Origin of the sequence: Bacillus sp. B25(2016b) (assembly GCF_001679765.1) — a bacterium.
Lineage (GTDB): Bacteria > Bacillota > Bacilli > Bacillales > Bacillaceae_G > Bacillus_A > Bacillus_A thuringiensis_K.
In genome coordinates this window covers 4,527,941-4,541,466 of record NZ_CP016285.1, presented here as the reverse complement: position 1 = coordinate 4,541,466, position 13,526 = coordinate 4,527,941, and the positions used below count along the sequence as shown (strand labels likewise).

Here is a 13,526-nt window from a genome sequence, read left to right as displayed (position 1 = left end):
CCGGAAGAGCCGAAAGAACCGAAGGAACCAGAAGTGAAACCGGAAGAGCCGAAAGAACCGAAAGAACCGAAGGAACCAGAAATGAAGCCGGAAGAGCCGAAAAATCTGGAGAAACCGGAAGTAAGACTGGAAAAGTTAATTAAAGAACCGCAAGTAAAAGTAGAAAAAGAATTACCGAAAACAGGGGCAGCACATTCATGGATGATGTCAGTTGGTGCGGGAATTTCATTCTTAGTTGGCGGAGTATTATTCGTATTAGGTAGAAGAAGAAAATAATAATTTTTTAGACGAAAAGCACACTGAGTTCGATAGTTTATCGGACTCAGTGTGCTTTCATGTTATATAAAAGGAAAGCTCCTTCCACGTATGGAAGGAGCTTTATTTTTGCATATTAAAACATACTTGAGCTATGCATCGGTTGAAGTTTTGCATTTGGATCGAAGTAAGCTTTTGCATTGTTTACTGCTGTCGGTGCTTCGCCAAATCCACAAGCGATAAGTTTTACTTTTCCTTCATATGTACAAATGTCACCAGCAGCGTAAATGCCAGGAATATTTGTTTCCATTTTTGAATTCACAAGGATGCTGTTTTTTTGTATATCTAAGCCCCAGTTTTTAATTGGGCCAAGAGAAGAAACGAAGCCGTAGTTTACAATTACATCATCAACATCGATGATAACTTTTTCTTCAGTTTTTACGTGCTGAAGAACGACTTGTTCAATTTTGTCATCACCGATAAGTTCTACTGGAACGTACGGTGTACTTACTTCTGCACGAGAATTTATTAAGCTTTCTACGCTATGTTCATGCGCACGGAATTTATCACGACGATGAACGATTGTAACTTTTTCAGCGATCGGTTCTAACATCATTGTCCAGTCTACTGCTGAGTCGCCACCGCCAAATACTACGACGCGCTTACCAGCAAATTTATTCATATCATCAACGAAATAATGTAAGTTTTTCTTTTCGTATTTCGCTGTACCTTCTAATTCTAAGCGGCGTGGTTGGAAAGCACCATTGCCAGCAGTAATAATAACTGATTTAGAATAGTGAGTTTGCTTATTCGTAACAAGTTTAAATATACCGTCAGCTTGTTTCTCAAGCGTATCGACAGCTTCTTCTAAACAAACAGTTGGGTCAAATTTCTTCATTTGCTCTTTTAAGTTATCAACTAATTCTTGTGCGCGCACTTTTGGAAATCCAGCCACATCATAAATGTATTTTTCAGGGTAGAGTGCGGATAATTGTCCGCCAAGTTGAGGTAAGCTTTCAATAATTTTTACACTTGCTTGTCTCATACCGCCATAAAATGCTGTGAACAGTCCCGTTGGACCACCACCAATAATTGTTATGTCGTAAACTTTTTGATTTTCTGCCACTTTCATTCCCCCTATAGATGGAATTTTGATATTGATTTCATATATTGTTCATATGTACACGAAAATCCTGCAAATGATGACACTTTCAAATAAATGATAGCATATTTGAGTTCATAATACTTCTGAAAACGACTGAATTGTGTGTAAGTTTTCGTATAGGTTCTTTTTTGTTGTATAAAATATACAGAAAGGAAAATACATGAAAAAAAGGCTAAAAAACCCTTGAAAACGCTATGTTATTTTAAAATATTGATAATTCTCCAGACGCTTGAATTCTGGAATAAAACCGACTAATATAGGGAAGTATTATGTTAAATTTCTATGACAAAATTCGTACGATTTTTTGACTGCGTTTTGTTATGATATAGAATGTGATAAATTCCACATTCTTGACAAATAGAGTTTTTAGTACTTGGTATTATTTTTTATTACTATTATATAAAGAAAAGGGTTGTGATTTGGTGAAGACTCCAAAAATCGTAGTTTTAGGTGCAGGTTATGGCGGGATGATTACGACTGTTCGTCTGCAAAAAGCATTATCTGTAAATGAAGCTGAAATTACGCTAGTAAACAACAACAGCTATCACTACCAAGCGACTTGGTTACATGAGAGCGCAGCTGGTACATTAGAAGATGAAAAAATCTGTCTAGATATTCAAGACGTTATTGATACAAATAAAGTGAACTTTGTGCAAGATACAGTAGTAGAAATTAAAGCTGCTGAAAAACGCATTATCTTAAAAGACGGCGAGTTAGAGTATGACTACTTAGTAATCGGTCTTGGTTTCGAATCAGAAACGTTCGGAATTACAGGCTTAAAAGAGTACGCATTCTCAATTGCTAACATTAATGCAACTCGTCAAATTCGTGAGCATATGGAAGCTAGTTTCGCTAAATATGCAGCTGAAAAGCGCGATGAGTTAGTAACAATCGTTGTTGGTGGTGCTGGATTTACTGGTATCGAGTACGTAGGTGAGCTTGCAAACCGTGTTCCTGAACTTTGCAAACAGTACAATGTACCACGCGAAAAAGCACGTATCATCTGTGTAGAAGCTGCTCCAACAGCACTTCCAGGTTTCGATCCTGCATTGGTAGAATACGCTGTAAAACAACTTGAGAAAAAAGGCGTAGAATTCCGCATCGGTACAGCAATTAAAGAAGCAACTGAAGAAGGTATTATCGTTGCAAATGGCGATGATACGGAATTAATTAAGTCTGAAACAGTAGTTTGGGCTGCAGGTGTTCGTGGTAACGGCATTGTGGAAGAGTCTGGCTTTGAAGCAATGCGCGGACGTGTAAAAGTTGATGAGTACATGCACGCTCCAGGATACGAAGATGTATTCATGGTTGGTGACGCAGCGCTAATCATTAACGAAGAAATTAACCGTCCATACCCACCAACAGCACAAATCGCAATTCAACAAGGTTACAATATTGCACACAACTTAACTGTATTAGTTCGTGGCAAGGGTGAAATGAAGAAATTCGTATTCGATAATAAAGGATCTGTATGTTCTTTAGGCCATGACGATGCAATGGGTGTTGTTATGGGCAAAAAGTTAACAGGTTGGAAAGCTTCCTTCATGAAGAAAGTAATCGATAACCGTTACCTATTCTTATTAGGTGGACCTTTATTAGTTCTTAAAAAAGGTAAATTAAAGTTCTTTTAATATATAGTAGAAAAAGCAGAAACGGCTAAGAGCTGTTTCTGCTTTTTTCATATTAAAAATATAGTATAATATATAAAAAGAAAGAATATTCTGTCCGTTCTAATAGAGGAGGTTATTACATCATGGAGAAACGAGGGAAGGTATGGCTAGCTGTTAGTGGCCTAGTAGCTACAAAAGATGGTAGATGGCTATTTGTTAAGAAGAAATACAGTGGATTAAAAGGGAAATGGTCTTTACCGGCTGGTTTTGTAAATGAAGGTGAGACGGTTGATGAAGCTGTGAAACGCGAAGTGTTAGAAGAGACAGGCATTGTCGCTCATGTGAAGGGGATCATTGGTGTTCGATCGGGTGTTATTCGTAATGAGATTAGTGATAATATGATTATTTTCCTTTTGGAGCCTGAAGGAGAAAATATTATTGTACAGGAGAAAGAATTGTCTGAAGTGGCGTTCTTACATCCGGATAAGATTGCGGGTGATCCGAATACGTCTGTGCTTATTAAATATTTGTTAGAAGGAAGATCAGAACTACATCTTGAAGTGGACAAAACATTAAATCCAGGAGAACCATTTGGTTATACAGCCTATCACGTATTTACGGCGCATGCGAAGGAGAGGGAGAAAGAGTGAGTATACCGGTATTACTTATTTCAATGATGTTATTTTTTATTTTGTTCTTTGGAATTGGATTTTTACTCAACATGATTTTGCGAGCTACTTGGGTAATGGTTATTGTGTATCCGATTGTTTGTATGCTTATTATTAATAAAGCGAGTATGTGGGATTATTTTTCAAAACCGAAAGAAACATTTTCTTCATTTGGGACAAGTGTATCGCATTTAGGACAAGCAGATGTGTTTATTCTATCTACTGGATTAGTAGGGGCTGCTTTAGCAGGAGTCGTAATCAAGAAACTTCGGAAAAGCGGATATCAAATGTTTTAATCTCCAATTAAGTTGGAGATTATTTTTTTTGCATATTCCTTCATCTTATAGGGAATGATTAACGATGAAGGAGTGTGGAATATAAAAATGTTAAAACGATATTGTATTCGCATTATGATGACTTGTTTACTTGCAATTGCATTATGCGTAACATGGAAGGCTTTCACAGGAGTTTCTTTATTAGAGATTGTAAAGACATATGAAGGAATGAGTGCAAAAGAAGTACATGCAGCAGAAGTTAAGAGAAATGTTGCTCCGAGTAAAGAAGTGATAAATGCTTTAGAGCAGGCAAACGACTGGTCTAAATATCGTTCAATTGAAATGACTGCAACAGGTTATACATCGGGGATTGAGTCAACCGGTAAGAGGCCAGGGCATCCAGAGTATGGTATTACATATTCAGGTGTCAAAGTGAAAAGGGATTTATATTCCACAATTGCTGCGGACTTACGCGTATTTCCGATTGGAACGATTCTATTCGTACCAGGTTATGGATATGGTGTAGTAGCTGATAAGGGCGGTGCAATAAAAGGAAACCGTCTTGATCTATATTATGATACGGTGAAAGATGTTTATAGCCAATGGGGTAAGAAAAAAGTCAATGTGTACGTAGTAAAAGTAGGAAATGGTAAGTTTACAGAAGAAGAGTTAACGATGTTAAATCAAGACGAAACGATGCAAGTGTTTCGTGGTCAATATTTAAAACAAAGATAGTCTAGTCGTAATTACGCTAGACTTTTTTTCTTGGCTTATTTCATAATAGAGGAGATTTTACACGTCATATAACTGTAGTTAGAATTGTCGCATTTTATCGAAAATAAAGTTATAATGGTGATAGAGAAATTTAGGGGGTCTGAACATGTTTCAAGTACAAAAAGAATTAGCAAGCCATGAAGCGGTAATTGTTGCCTTATTTGAAGAAGAGAAAACAAGTAGTTTTGTACAAGAACTGGACAAAGCGTTTGAAGGACAATTACAAGTTTTATTAGAAGAGAAAGAACTTTCTACTAAGAAGAAAGCTATTTCAAAAGTACATAGTTTAGGAAAAACAAATGTGAAACGTTATTATTTCGTTGGTTTAGGTAAGAAAGAATCTTATACGACGGAAACGTTACGTGTAGCTCTTGGTAAGGCATTTAAAACACTGCAAGCAGCAAAAGTACAAGATGCAGCAATCTTACTGGATTCTTTCGTAACAGAGAAATTAGATGTGATTGATGTAGCTCATATTGCAGCAGAAGTACAAGGTCTTGGTACATATGAATTAGAAACGTATAAATCAGATAAAAAGGATCGTGTGGAATTAGAGAAGTTTACGGCTATTACAGCGGAAGATGTACAAGAAATTGAAGCAGCATTAACAGTTGGCTACGTACATGGACGTGCAACAAATTCAGCTCGTACACTTGTAAATATGCCGCCAAACGTATTAACAGCGACAAAGCTTGCTGAGTATGCTGTTGAGTTAGCGGAGAAGTATGATATGGACTATAAAGTTCTTGAGAAAGAAGAGATGGAAGATCTTGGTATGGGTGCGTTACTTGCAGTAAACCAAGGTAGTGTAGAGCCACCAAAAATGATCGCTCTTATTTATAAGGGAAAAGAAGAGTGGAAAGATGTCATTGGGTTCGTTGGAAAAGGTATTACATACGATACAGGTGGTTATTCTTTAAAACCACGTGAAGGCATGGTCGGTATGAAAGGTGATATGGGCGGTGCAGCTGCTGTATTAGGTGCGATGGAAATTATCGGTGAACTTCGCCCAGAACAAAATGTGATCGCTGTTATTCCTTCAACTGATAACGTTGTAAGTGGTACGGCATTTAAGCCAGACGATGTAATCACATCTATGAGCGGAAAAACAATTGAAGTATTAAATACGGATGCAGAAGGTCGTCTAGCTTTAGCTGACGGTATTACGTATGCCAAAAAACTTGGTGCAAACTACCTTGTTGATGTTGCAACATTAACAGGCGGTGTAATTGTTGCACTTGGAAACTATACGACAGGCGCAATGACAAATAATGAAGAGTTATTTGAGCAAGTGCTAGAGGCTTCTATGGAAACAGATGAGCCAATTTGGCAACTACCGATTTTTGATCGTGATAAAGAACGTGTGAGAAACAGTAAGTTTGCTGATTTAAATAACTCACCAGGTCGTGAAGGACATGCGGTTATGGCAGGTACATTCTTAGGCGAATTCGCTGAAGATACACCGTGGGTACACTTAGATATTGCTGGAACATCAGAAACAAAAGGCGCGCACGACTTAGGACCAGCTGGAGCAACTGGTGCAATGGTACGTACACTTGCAACACTTGTGGAGCGTTTCGGAGAAGAATAATTTTTTGAAGAAAAAGCTGTCTCAAATTTTGGAGACAGCCTTTTTTATTGATATGGTAGGTGTATTTGTTGGTAATTCGATATAAATTCATTTACTACCGCGCTGTTCAAAAAAATGCTAAAAAGTGTTTATAAAGAAATCGTATACAAAATCCCATTTAAAGCAAAAGAAGTACGGCCCGTTTCTTCAGAGACAACTAATATAAGTGCATCACTCTTTTCTGATAAGCCAATTGCAGCTCTGTGACGTGTTCCTAGTTCAGGATCAACTTCTGTACTTTTCGTTAAAGGAAGAATATTAGCAGCTGAGACAATATGATTATTTTTTACGAGAACGGCACCGTCATGAAGAGGGTTACCTGGATAAAATATTGATTCGAGTAATGGTGCAGTTAAATGAGCGTTTAATGTCGTTCCAGTTTGAATGAAAGCTTCAAGCGTCTCGTTTCGTTCTACAACGATAAGAGCACCATGTTTTCTAGCGCTTAAATGTTGGATAGCTGTCGTAATAAAAGATGAACTTTCCGTATAAGGTGATAAATATGCCTGAATATAGTATGTAGCTGCCAATGTTTGTACATTTGCCAACATATGATGAATATCTTCCATTTTGCATAAAATACATTCGTCTTCTTTATCGATTGCGTTCCTCATAATCGATAGTTCTCTTTCAGCAATTTCAATCATTTGCTTTGTTTGTATTTTGAGTTCTTCTGACAAGCCCCATTCGTGCATAATCCTCATTCCCTTTAGTGGAGTATTTAACAATAGTGTATACAAATATTCCTAGTAAAATCCTGCTAGATTTTATAAAATATTGAGATACAGCATGTTTTTTTCATATAATAAAGGTATGACGAGCGAGAGGAGAGAGAAGAATGAATTGGAAACAAGAATTTAGTCGCTGGCTTTCTTACGCACAATTAGATGCAGAATTAAAAGAACAGCTAGAAAATATGAAGCAAGATGAGAAGAAAATCGAGGATAGCTTTTATAAAAATCTAGAGTTTGGCACAGGTGGTATGCGTGGTGAACTTGGTGCTGGTACGAACCGTTTAAACGTATATACAGTTCGTAAAGCAACAAAAGGATTAGCAAGCTTTATCGAAAAGTTAGGTGAGGAAGCGAAAAAACGCGGTGTTGTTGTAGCCTATGATTCTCGTCATAAATCACCTGAGTTCGCAATGGAAGTTGCTGCTACACTTGGTGCACACGGCATTACAACATATGTGTTTGAAAGCTTACGTCCAACGCCAGTACTTTCTTTCGCAGTTCGTCATTTACATACAGTAAGTGGAATCGTTCTTACGGCAAGCCATAATCCGCCTGAATATAACGGATACAAAGTATACGGTGAAGATGGTGGACAGTTACCTCCAAAAGAGGCAGATGAGTTAATTAGCTACGTAAATGCAGTAGAAGATGAATTAACAGTTGAAGTTGCTGATGTAGAGCAATTAAAAGCTGACGGTTTATTACATATTATTGGACAAGAAGTAGATGATGCATATGCTGCAGAATTGAACAATGTCATCATTAATAAAGAAATGGTGCAAAAGGTTGGTAAAGACTTGAAAATCGTCTTTACACCATTACACGGAACATCAAATATTTCTGTACGCCGTGGTTTAAAAGAAGTTGGATTTACAGATGTAACAGTTGTAAAAGAGCAAGAGTTACCAGATCCAAACTTCTCTACAGTAAAATCACCGAACCCAGAAGAGCACGCAGCGTTTGAGTATGCAATTCGTGACGGTGAAAAGGTAGGCGCAGATGTATTAATCGCAACTGATCCTGACGCAGATCGCCTTGGTGTAGCAGTGCGTAATCATAATGGTGAGTTCCAAGTATTAACAGGAAACCAAACAGGTGCATTAATGCTTGATTACTTACTATCTCAAAAGAAAGAAAACGGAACGCTTCCAGAGAACGGTGTCGTATTAAAAACAATCGTAACGTCTGAAATTGGTCGTACAATTGCAAAAGCATACGGTTTAGATACAATTGATACGTTAACTGGATTTAAATTTATCGGTGAGAAAATTAGACAGTATGAAGAAAGCGGACAATATGAATTCCAATTCGGTTATGAGGAAAGCTATGGTTATTTAATCCGCCCATTCTGCCGTGATAAAGATGCAGTACAATCTGTCCTATTTGCATGTGAAGTAGCTGCATACTACAAATCACAAGGGAAAACGTTATATGACGGTCTATTAGAAGTATTTGAGAAGTACGGCTTCTTCCGTGAAGACCTTGTATCGTTAACGTTAAAAGGAAAAGATGGAGCGGAAAAAATCCAAGAGATGATGGCAACGTTCCGTGAGAATCCTCCGAAAGAAGTAGCGGGCTTAACAGTCGTAGCAGTGGAAGACTATAAAGCAAGCATCGTTACATCTTTACAAGATGGACATAAAGAAGAGATTCACTTACCGAAATCAAATGTGTTAAAATATCAATTAGAGGATGGTTCATGGTTCTGCCTACGTCCATCTGGAACTGAGCCGAAGATTAAGTTTTACTTTGGTGTGAAAGATAGTTCTTTACAAAATAGTGAACAAAAGTTACTTACTATTAAAGAAGACATTATGAATCGTTTATAATACAAAGTAATTTTAAGTAGTAAGGAACAAAAGGGAGCGAAATCTCCCTTTTGTTTTATGTAGGAAATGATTGCTATTGATTCCGACAGGAGAGAGGGTATTTTGTGATGAAAAAAGTAAGAAAAGCGATAATCCCAGCAGCTGGATTAGGAACACGTTTTTTACCAGCAACGAAAGCAATGCCAAAAGAAATGTTACCGATAGTAGATAAACCGACGATCCAGTACATTGTAGAAGAAGCAGTGAAATCGGGTATCGAAGATATTATTATTGTTACTGGTAAAACAAAGCGTTCTATCGAAGATCATTTTGATAACGCATTTGAACTAGAACAAAACTTATTAGAGAAGAAAAAATATGAGTTGCTTGAAAAAGTACAAGCTTCTTCAAAAATGGTAGATATTCATTATATCCGTCAAAAAGAGCCGAAGGGACTAGGACATGCTGTTTGGTGTGCGCGTAAATTCATTGGTGATGAGCCGTTTGCAGTGTTACTAGGTGATGATATTGTCCAAGCTGAGAAACCGTGTTTACGTCAATTAATGGATGAGTATGAAAAAACACTTTCTTCTGTTATTGGTGTACAAACTGTTCCAGAGTCGGAAACACATCGCTATGGAATTATCGATCCATTAGAACAAGAAGGTCGTCGTTACCAAGTCCGCAATTTCGTTGAGAAACCAGCACAAGGTACAGCTCCTTCAAACTTAGCAATTATGGGTCGTTACATTTTAACGCCTGAAATCTTTATGTTCTTAGAACAGCAACATGTCGGTGCTGGTGGTGAAATTCAGTTAACAGATGCAATCCAAAGCTTAAATGAAATCCAACGTGTATTTGCTTACGATTTCGAAGGAAAGCGCTACGATGTAGGTGAAAAGCTAGGATTCGTTCAAACGACAATCGAAATGGCCCTGCAACACCCAGAATTACGTGATGACATGGTTGCAATGATGAAGAAAATTTTAGAAGAACAAGCGAATCAAGATTCATAATAAAAAAATGAGTTATTTCAGTATACTGAAATAACTCGTTTTTTTTATTATGAAATCGTTGAATGAGAATGCTGATAAGCAGAACGACGCACAGCATAGTATATGCGAGGTGCGATAATAGCACCGATAATTGTAAATGCAATATCTTTTACTGCAAACCACATCATAATCATCCAAGCAGCTTTATAGCTCATATTACCGTCCATAAAGAGATTGACTGCCCCGTACATGTAAGTAGTACCGATTATATAAGTTAAAATAATTCCTGTGAAAGAGGCAATTGCAAATGTAATGAATGTTGGTCTTTCTTTTTGTTCTACTAGTTTTCCCGACACATAAGCAACGATAATAAATGCGATAATAAAACCACCAGTAGGATCTAAAAGTGCTCCAAATCCAGCCTTGAAGTTAGCGAAGATTGGTGCGCCGGCTACGCCAACGAGCATATATACAGTCATGGATAAGGCACCAAGTCTACTTCCAAGAAGAAGACCTGCTAAAATTGCGAAAAATGGTTGCATAGATAATGGGATGCCTGCTACTTGAAGGAATGGTGCCCAAGATACAATATTTGCACCGATGGCCATAAGAGCAACGAACATGGCAGCTAATGCTAAATCTAAAACATGAAATCTCCTCATAATGTTAACCTCCTGTTGTTTTTAGGTTAACATTATCGTAGCGAAAATATTTACTTGTTGTCAATCAAAATATTTTGATAAGAAGGCTTTAAATAGTCTCTTAGCAACGTATATGGAATACGAAATTGCGGAATTCCACTTGAATAGGGAGCAATCTCATATAAAGGGAAATAAATGACGAGATTGTCTGGCTCTAAAAAGAAGTGAAACTTTTTCATACTCATTACCTTTTCAGTTGCATCAGGAAAATAAATGCTTTCATTTTGTTTAATTTGTCGTACAATCTCTGCACGGATTACATCTTTATAATTATCCTTTTGTTGAAACAAATCGTCTAAGTGCAGTACCTTTTTTTCGTTTAAATCAAATGTATTTGCCTTCCACGTATAAAGACCGTGTGCTCCGCCAGTATATTGATAGTAATTCACATATAGGCTAAGGAAAGGTGGTTTGTTTAAAGAGACTTTATAATCAACATTTGCTACGTACGGATGAAATGGTGTACTAGATCCTTCTGTCTCTTTATAATATTTTTTTGCTTCTTTTTCTAATTTGTTTTTAAATTTGTCGGTGGATTTTTTGTAGTATAAATTGAGTTTGTTTTGAAATTTAGAGTCAGAAAAGTTGTGAAAAGAAGGTCTATTTATTTGATATTCTATATAAGGTTTCTTACCTTTTTGCGTTACAGTCTTAACATCGATTGTCAGGTTAGATGCTTTGGCTGTTATTGCACAATTTGGTACAATAGTCAGCAAGGAGAACATAAGCAGTAATATACAAAATTTCTGTTTCATTTAGGTGAAGCCTCCTTATATAAGTGTTATAAGTAGTTTGAAAATAAATAGGTAAAATTATACATTTAATTAAAGTAAGAGAAGGGGGAAGCGATATGGCAAAAACTTTAATGGATTCACTTGGAATTGAGTTGTTAGAGATGACAGAAGATAAGGTGGTTGCTACGATGCCTGTTGATGAGCGTACGCATCAGCCGTTTGGATTTTTACATGGCGGTGCATCGGTTGCATTAGCGGAAACAGTGGCAAGTGTTGGTTCATACAATTTAATTGATCAAGAAAAATGTATTTGTTTCGGATTAGAAATTAATGCAAACCACATTCGTTCAAAGAAAGATGGAATTGTAACAGCGATCGGAACACCGATACATAGAGGACAATCGACAATGGTTTGGGATGTTCGCATTATTGATGAAAATGATGATTTACTATGTATATCAAGATGTACAGTAGCAATTAAAGAAAAACGTGAAAAGTAAAAAAGAGGCGCTCTTATGAGCAGCCTCTTTTTCTTATAATTAGAACTGGATTTTCTTCTCTAAGAAACCTTTTAGTTCACTAATTGGCATACGAACTTGTTCCATTGTGTCACGGTCACGTACTGTAACAGCTTTGTCTTCAACTGAGTCGAAGTCGTAAGTGATACAGAATGGTGTACCGATTTCGTCTTGACGACGGTAACGTTTACCGATAGAACCAGTTTCGTCAAAGTCTACCATGAAGTCTTTAGCTAATTCTGCGAATACTTCAGTAGCACCTTCAGATAGCTTTTTAGATAATGGTAAGATAGCTGCTTTGTATGGTGCTAAAGCAGGGTGGAAACGAAGAACTGTACGAGAATCGTTTTCTAATTGCTCTTCTTCGTATGCATCACATAAGAATGCTAATGTTACGCGGTCAGCACCTAAAGATGGCTCGATGCAGTATGGTACGTAACGCTCATTCGTTTGTGGATCAATATAGTTAAAGTCTTCGTTAGAGTGTTCCATGTGACGTTTTAAATCGAAGTCTGTACGAGATGCAACGCCCCATAGTTCGCCCCAACCGAATGGGAATTTGAATTCAATGTCAGTTGTTGCATTACTGTAGTGAGATAACTCTTCTTCACCGTGGTCACGAAGACGCATGCTCTCTTCAGACATACCAAGTGAAAGTAACCAGTTTTTACAAGTTTCACGCCAGAATGCGAACCACTCTAAATCTTCACCAGGCTTACAGAAGAATTCAAGTTCCATTTGTTCGAATTCACGTGTACGGAATGTGAAGTTACCAGGTGTGATTTCGTTACGGAAACTCTTACCGATTTGGCCGATACCAAATGGAAGCTTTTTACGCATAGAGCGTTGAACGTTTTTGAAGTTTACGAAAATACCTTGTGCTGTTTCAGGACGAAGGAAGATTTCGTTTGTGCTAGACTCTGTAACACCTTGGAATGTTTTGAACATTAAGTTGAACTGACGGATTTCAGTGAATTCTTCACTACCGCAATCAGGGCATTTTACTTCATGTTCTTTCATTAAGTCAGCCATTTGGTCGAAAGTAAGACCGTCAACAACCATTTCGATGCCTTTTGCATCTAAAGCATCTTCAATTAATTTGTCAGCACGGTGACGAGCTTTACACTTTTTACAGTCGATCATTGGATCGTTGAAGTTACCAACGTGACCAGAAGCGATCCAAGTTTTAGGGTTCATTAAAATAGCTGCGTCTAAACCAACGTTGTGTGGAGATTCTTGAATGAATTTTTTCCACCAAGCTTTTTTAACGTTATTTTTTAATTCGATTCCAAGTGGACCGTAATCCCAAGTGTTTGCAAGACCACCGTAAATTTCAGAACCAGGGAAAACAAAACCGCGATGTTTCGCTAAGTTTACAACTTGTTCCATTGAATACATAAGAAAATCCTCCTTTTGAAAGTTAACGTATTGGCGATGACATACTCTGATACTTTGGAAACGAGCAGTATATGCTAAAAAGAACATAAAAAAACGCTCATCCCAAGGCTTATTTGCCTAGGGACGAGCGTTTGCCCGCGGTTCCACCCTAGTTGATACACAAAAGGTGCATCCACTTTATCATGTATTGCTCAGGACTGCCGTTTCCTTGCGGCTTCAGGCTTTCACTATCCCTGAATCGCTTTTTATGCAAGTACTTAT

At 37.5% G+C, this 13,526-nt stretch carries 14 protein-coding genes; 9 read left to right on the top strand and 5 right to left on the bottom strand.

All coding sequences use genetic code 11. The features are described from left to right. Positions 1-276: LPXTG cell wall anchor domain-containing protein (locus BAQ53_RS23370; protein WP_208906288.1), on the top strand; the 276-nt coding region annotated here is incomplete at its 5' end. A gap of 115 nt (positions 277-391) precedes the next feature. On the opposite strand, the gene BAQ53_RS23365 is transcribed toward BAQ53_RS23370, so the two are convergent. After that, positions 392-1,381 carry an NAD(P)/FAD-dependent oxidoreductase gene (locus tag BAQ53_RS23365; protein ID WP_000829786.1) on the bottom strand — a complete coding sequence of 330 codons (990 nt, stop codon included), beginning with the start codon at positions 1,379-1,381 and terminating at the stop codon, positions 392-394. Positions 1,382-1,842: 461 nt separating this feature from the next. On the opposite strand from BAQ53_RS23365, the gene BAQ53_RS23360 reads away from it, so the two are divergent. The 5 genes from BAQ53_RS23360 (at position 1,843) to pepA (ending at position 6,338) form a co-directional block, all read left to right on the top strand. After that, on the top strand, positions 1,843-3,051 hold the full coding sequence (locus tag BAQ53_RS23360) for an NAD(P)/FAD-dependent oxidoreductase (RefSeq protein ID WP_000856597.1): 1,209 nt from the start codon (positions 1,843-1,845) through the stop codon (positions 3,049-3,051). Positions 3,052-3,173: 122 nt separating this feature from the next. Then, positions 3,174-3,680: an NUDIX hydrolase gene (locus tag BAQ53_RS23355; RefSeq protein WP_000415319.1), complete on the top strand. Its 507-nt coding sequence runs from the start codon at positions 3,174-3,176 to the stop codon at positions 3,678-3,680. Next, positions 3,677-3,994: a YuiB family protein gene (locus BAQ53_RS23350; protein WP_000027016.1), complete on the top strand. Its 318-nt coding sequence runs from the start codon at positions 3,677-3,679 to the stop codon at positions 3,992-3,994. The genes BAQ53_RS23355 and BAQ53_RS23350 overlap by 4 nt, the downstream gene beginning before the upstream one ends. Before the next feature lie 87 nt (positions 3,995-4,081). Further along, positions 4,082-4,708, top strand: coding sequence for a 3D domain-containing protein (locus tag BAQ53_RS23345; protein ID WP_000920095.1), 627 nt, complete (start codon positions 4,082-4,084; stop codon positions 4,706-4,708). Positions 4,709-4,853: 145 nt separating this feature from the next. Continuing rightward, positions 4,854-6,338: a cytosol aminopeptidase gene (gene pepA / locus BAQ53_RS23340; RefSeq protein ID WP_163050653.1), complete on the top strand. Its 1,485-nt coding sequence runs from the start codon at positions 4,854-4,856 to the stop codon at positions 6,336-6,338. A gap of 128 nt (positions 6,339-6,466) precedes the next feature. Here the strand turns inward: pepA and cdaS are convergent, their stop codons facing one another. After that, positions 6,467-7,072 (bottom strand): sporulation-specific diadenylate cyclase CdaS, encoded by a 606-nt coding sequence (gene cdaS / locus BAQ53_RS23335; protein ID WP_000545255.1) that lies wholly within the window; start codon positions 7,070-7,072, stop codon positions 6,467-6,469. 143 nt (positions 7,073-7,215) lie between these two features. Between cdaS and BAQ53_RS23330 the strand changes: the two genes are divergently transcribed. Both BAQ53_RS23330 and galU read left to right on the top strand, forming a co-directional pair. After that, positions 7,216-8,940 carry a phospho-sugar mutase gene (locus BAQ53_RS23330; RefSeq protein ID WP_001104205.1) on the top strand — a complete coding sequence of 575 codons (1,725 nt, stop codon included), beginning with the start codon at positions 7,216-7,218 and terminating at the stop codon, positions 8,938-8,940. A gap of 107 nt (positions 8,941-9,047) precedes the next feature. After that, positions 9,048-9,935, top strand: coding sequence for a UTP--glucose-1-phosphate uridylyltransferase GalU (gene galU, locus BAQ53_RS23325; RefSeq protein ID WP_002181028.1), 888 nt, complete (start codon positions 9,048-9,050; stop codon positions 9,933-9,935). A gap of 47 nt (positions 9,936-9,982) precedes the next feature. On the opposite strand, the gene BAQ53_RS23320 is transcribed toward galU, so the two are convergent. Both BAQ53_RS23320 and BAQ53_RS23315 read right to left on the bottom strand, forming a co-directional pair. Further along, positions 9,983-10,576 carry a biotin transporter BioY gene (locus tag BAQ53_RS23320; protein WP_001252162.1) on the bottom strand — a complete coding sequence of 198 codons (594 nt, stop codon included), beginning with the start codon at positions 10,574-10,576 and terminating at the stop codon, positions 9,983-9,985. Positions 10,577-10,626: 50 nt separating this feature from the next. Then, entirely contained in the window at positions 10,627-11,370 is a 744-nt protein-coding gene (locus tag BAQ53_RS23315; RefSeq protein WP_000810330.1) for a DUF3298 and DUF4163 domain-containing protein, read from the bottom strand. A 95-nt stretch (positions 11,371-11,465) separates the two neighbouring features. Between BAQ53_RS23315 and BAQ53_RS23310 the strand changes: the two genes are divergently transcribed. After that, the gene (locus BAQ53_RS23310; RefSeq protein WP_001140612.1) at positions 11,466-11,849 is read left to right on the top strand and encodes a hotdog fold thioesterase; all 384 of its coding nucleotides are present in this window, start codon (positions 11,466-11,468) and stop codon (positions 11,847-11,849) included. 39 nt (positions 11,850-11,888) lie between these two features. On the opposite strand, the gene BAQ53_RS23305 is transcribed toward BAQ53_RS23310, so the two are convergent. Then, positions 11,889-13,265, bottom strand: coding sequence for a glycine--tRNA ligase (locus BAQ53_RS23305; RefSeq protein WP_000287147.1), 1,377 nt, complete (start codon positions 13,263-13,265; stop codon positions 11,889-11,891). Positions 13,266-13,526 lie beyond the last annotated feature (261 nt).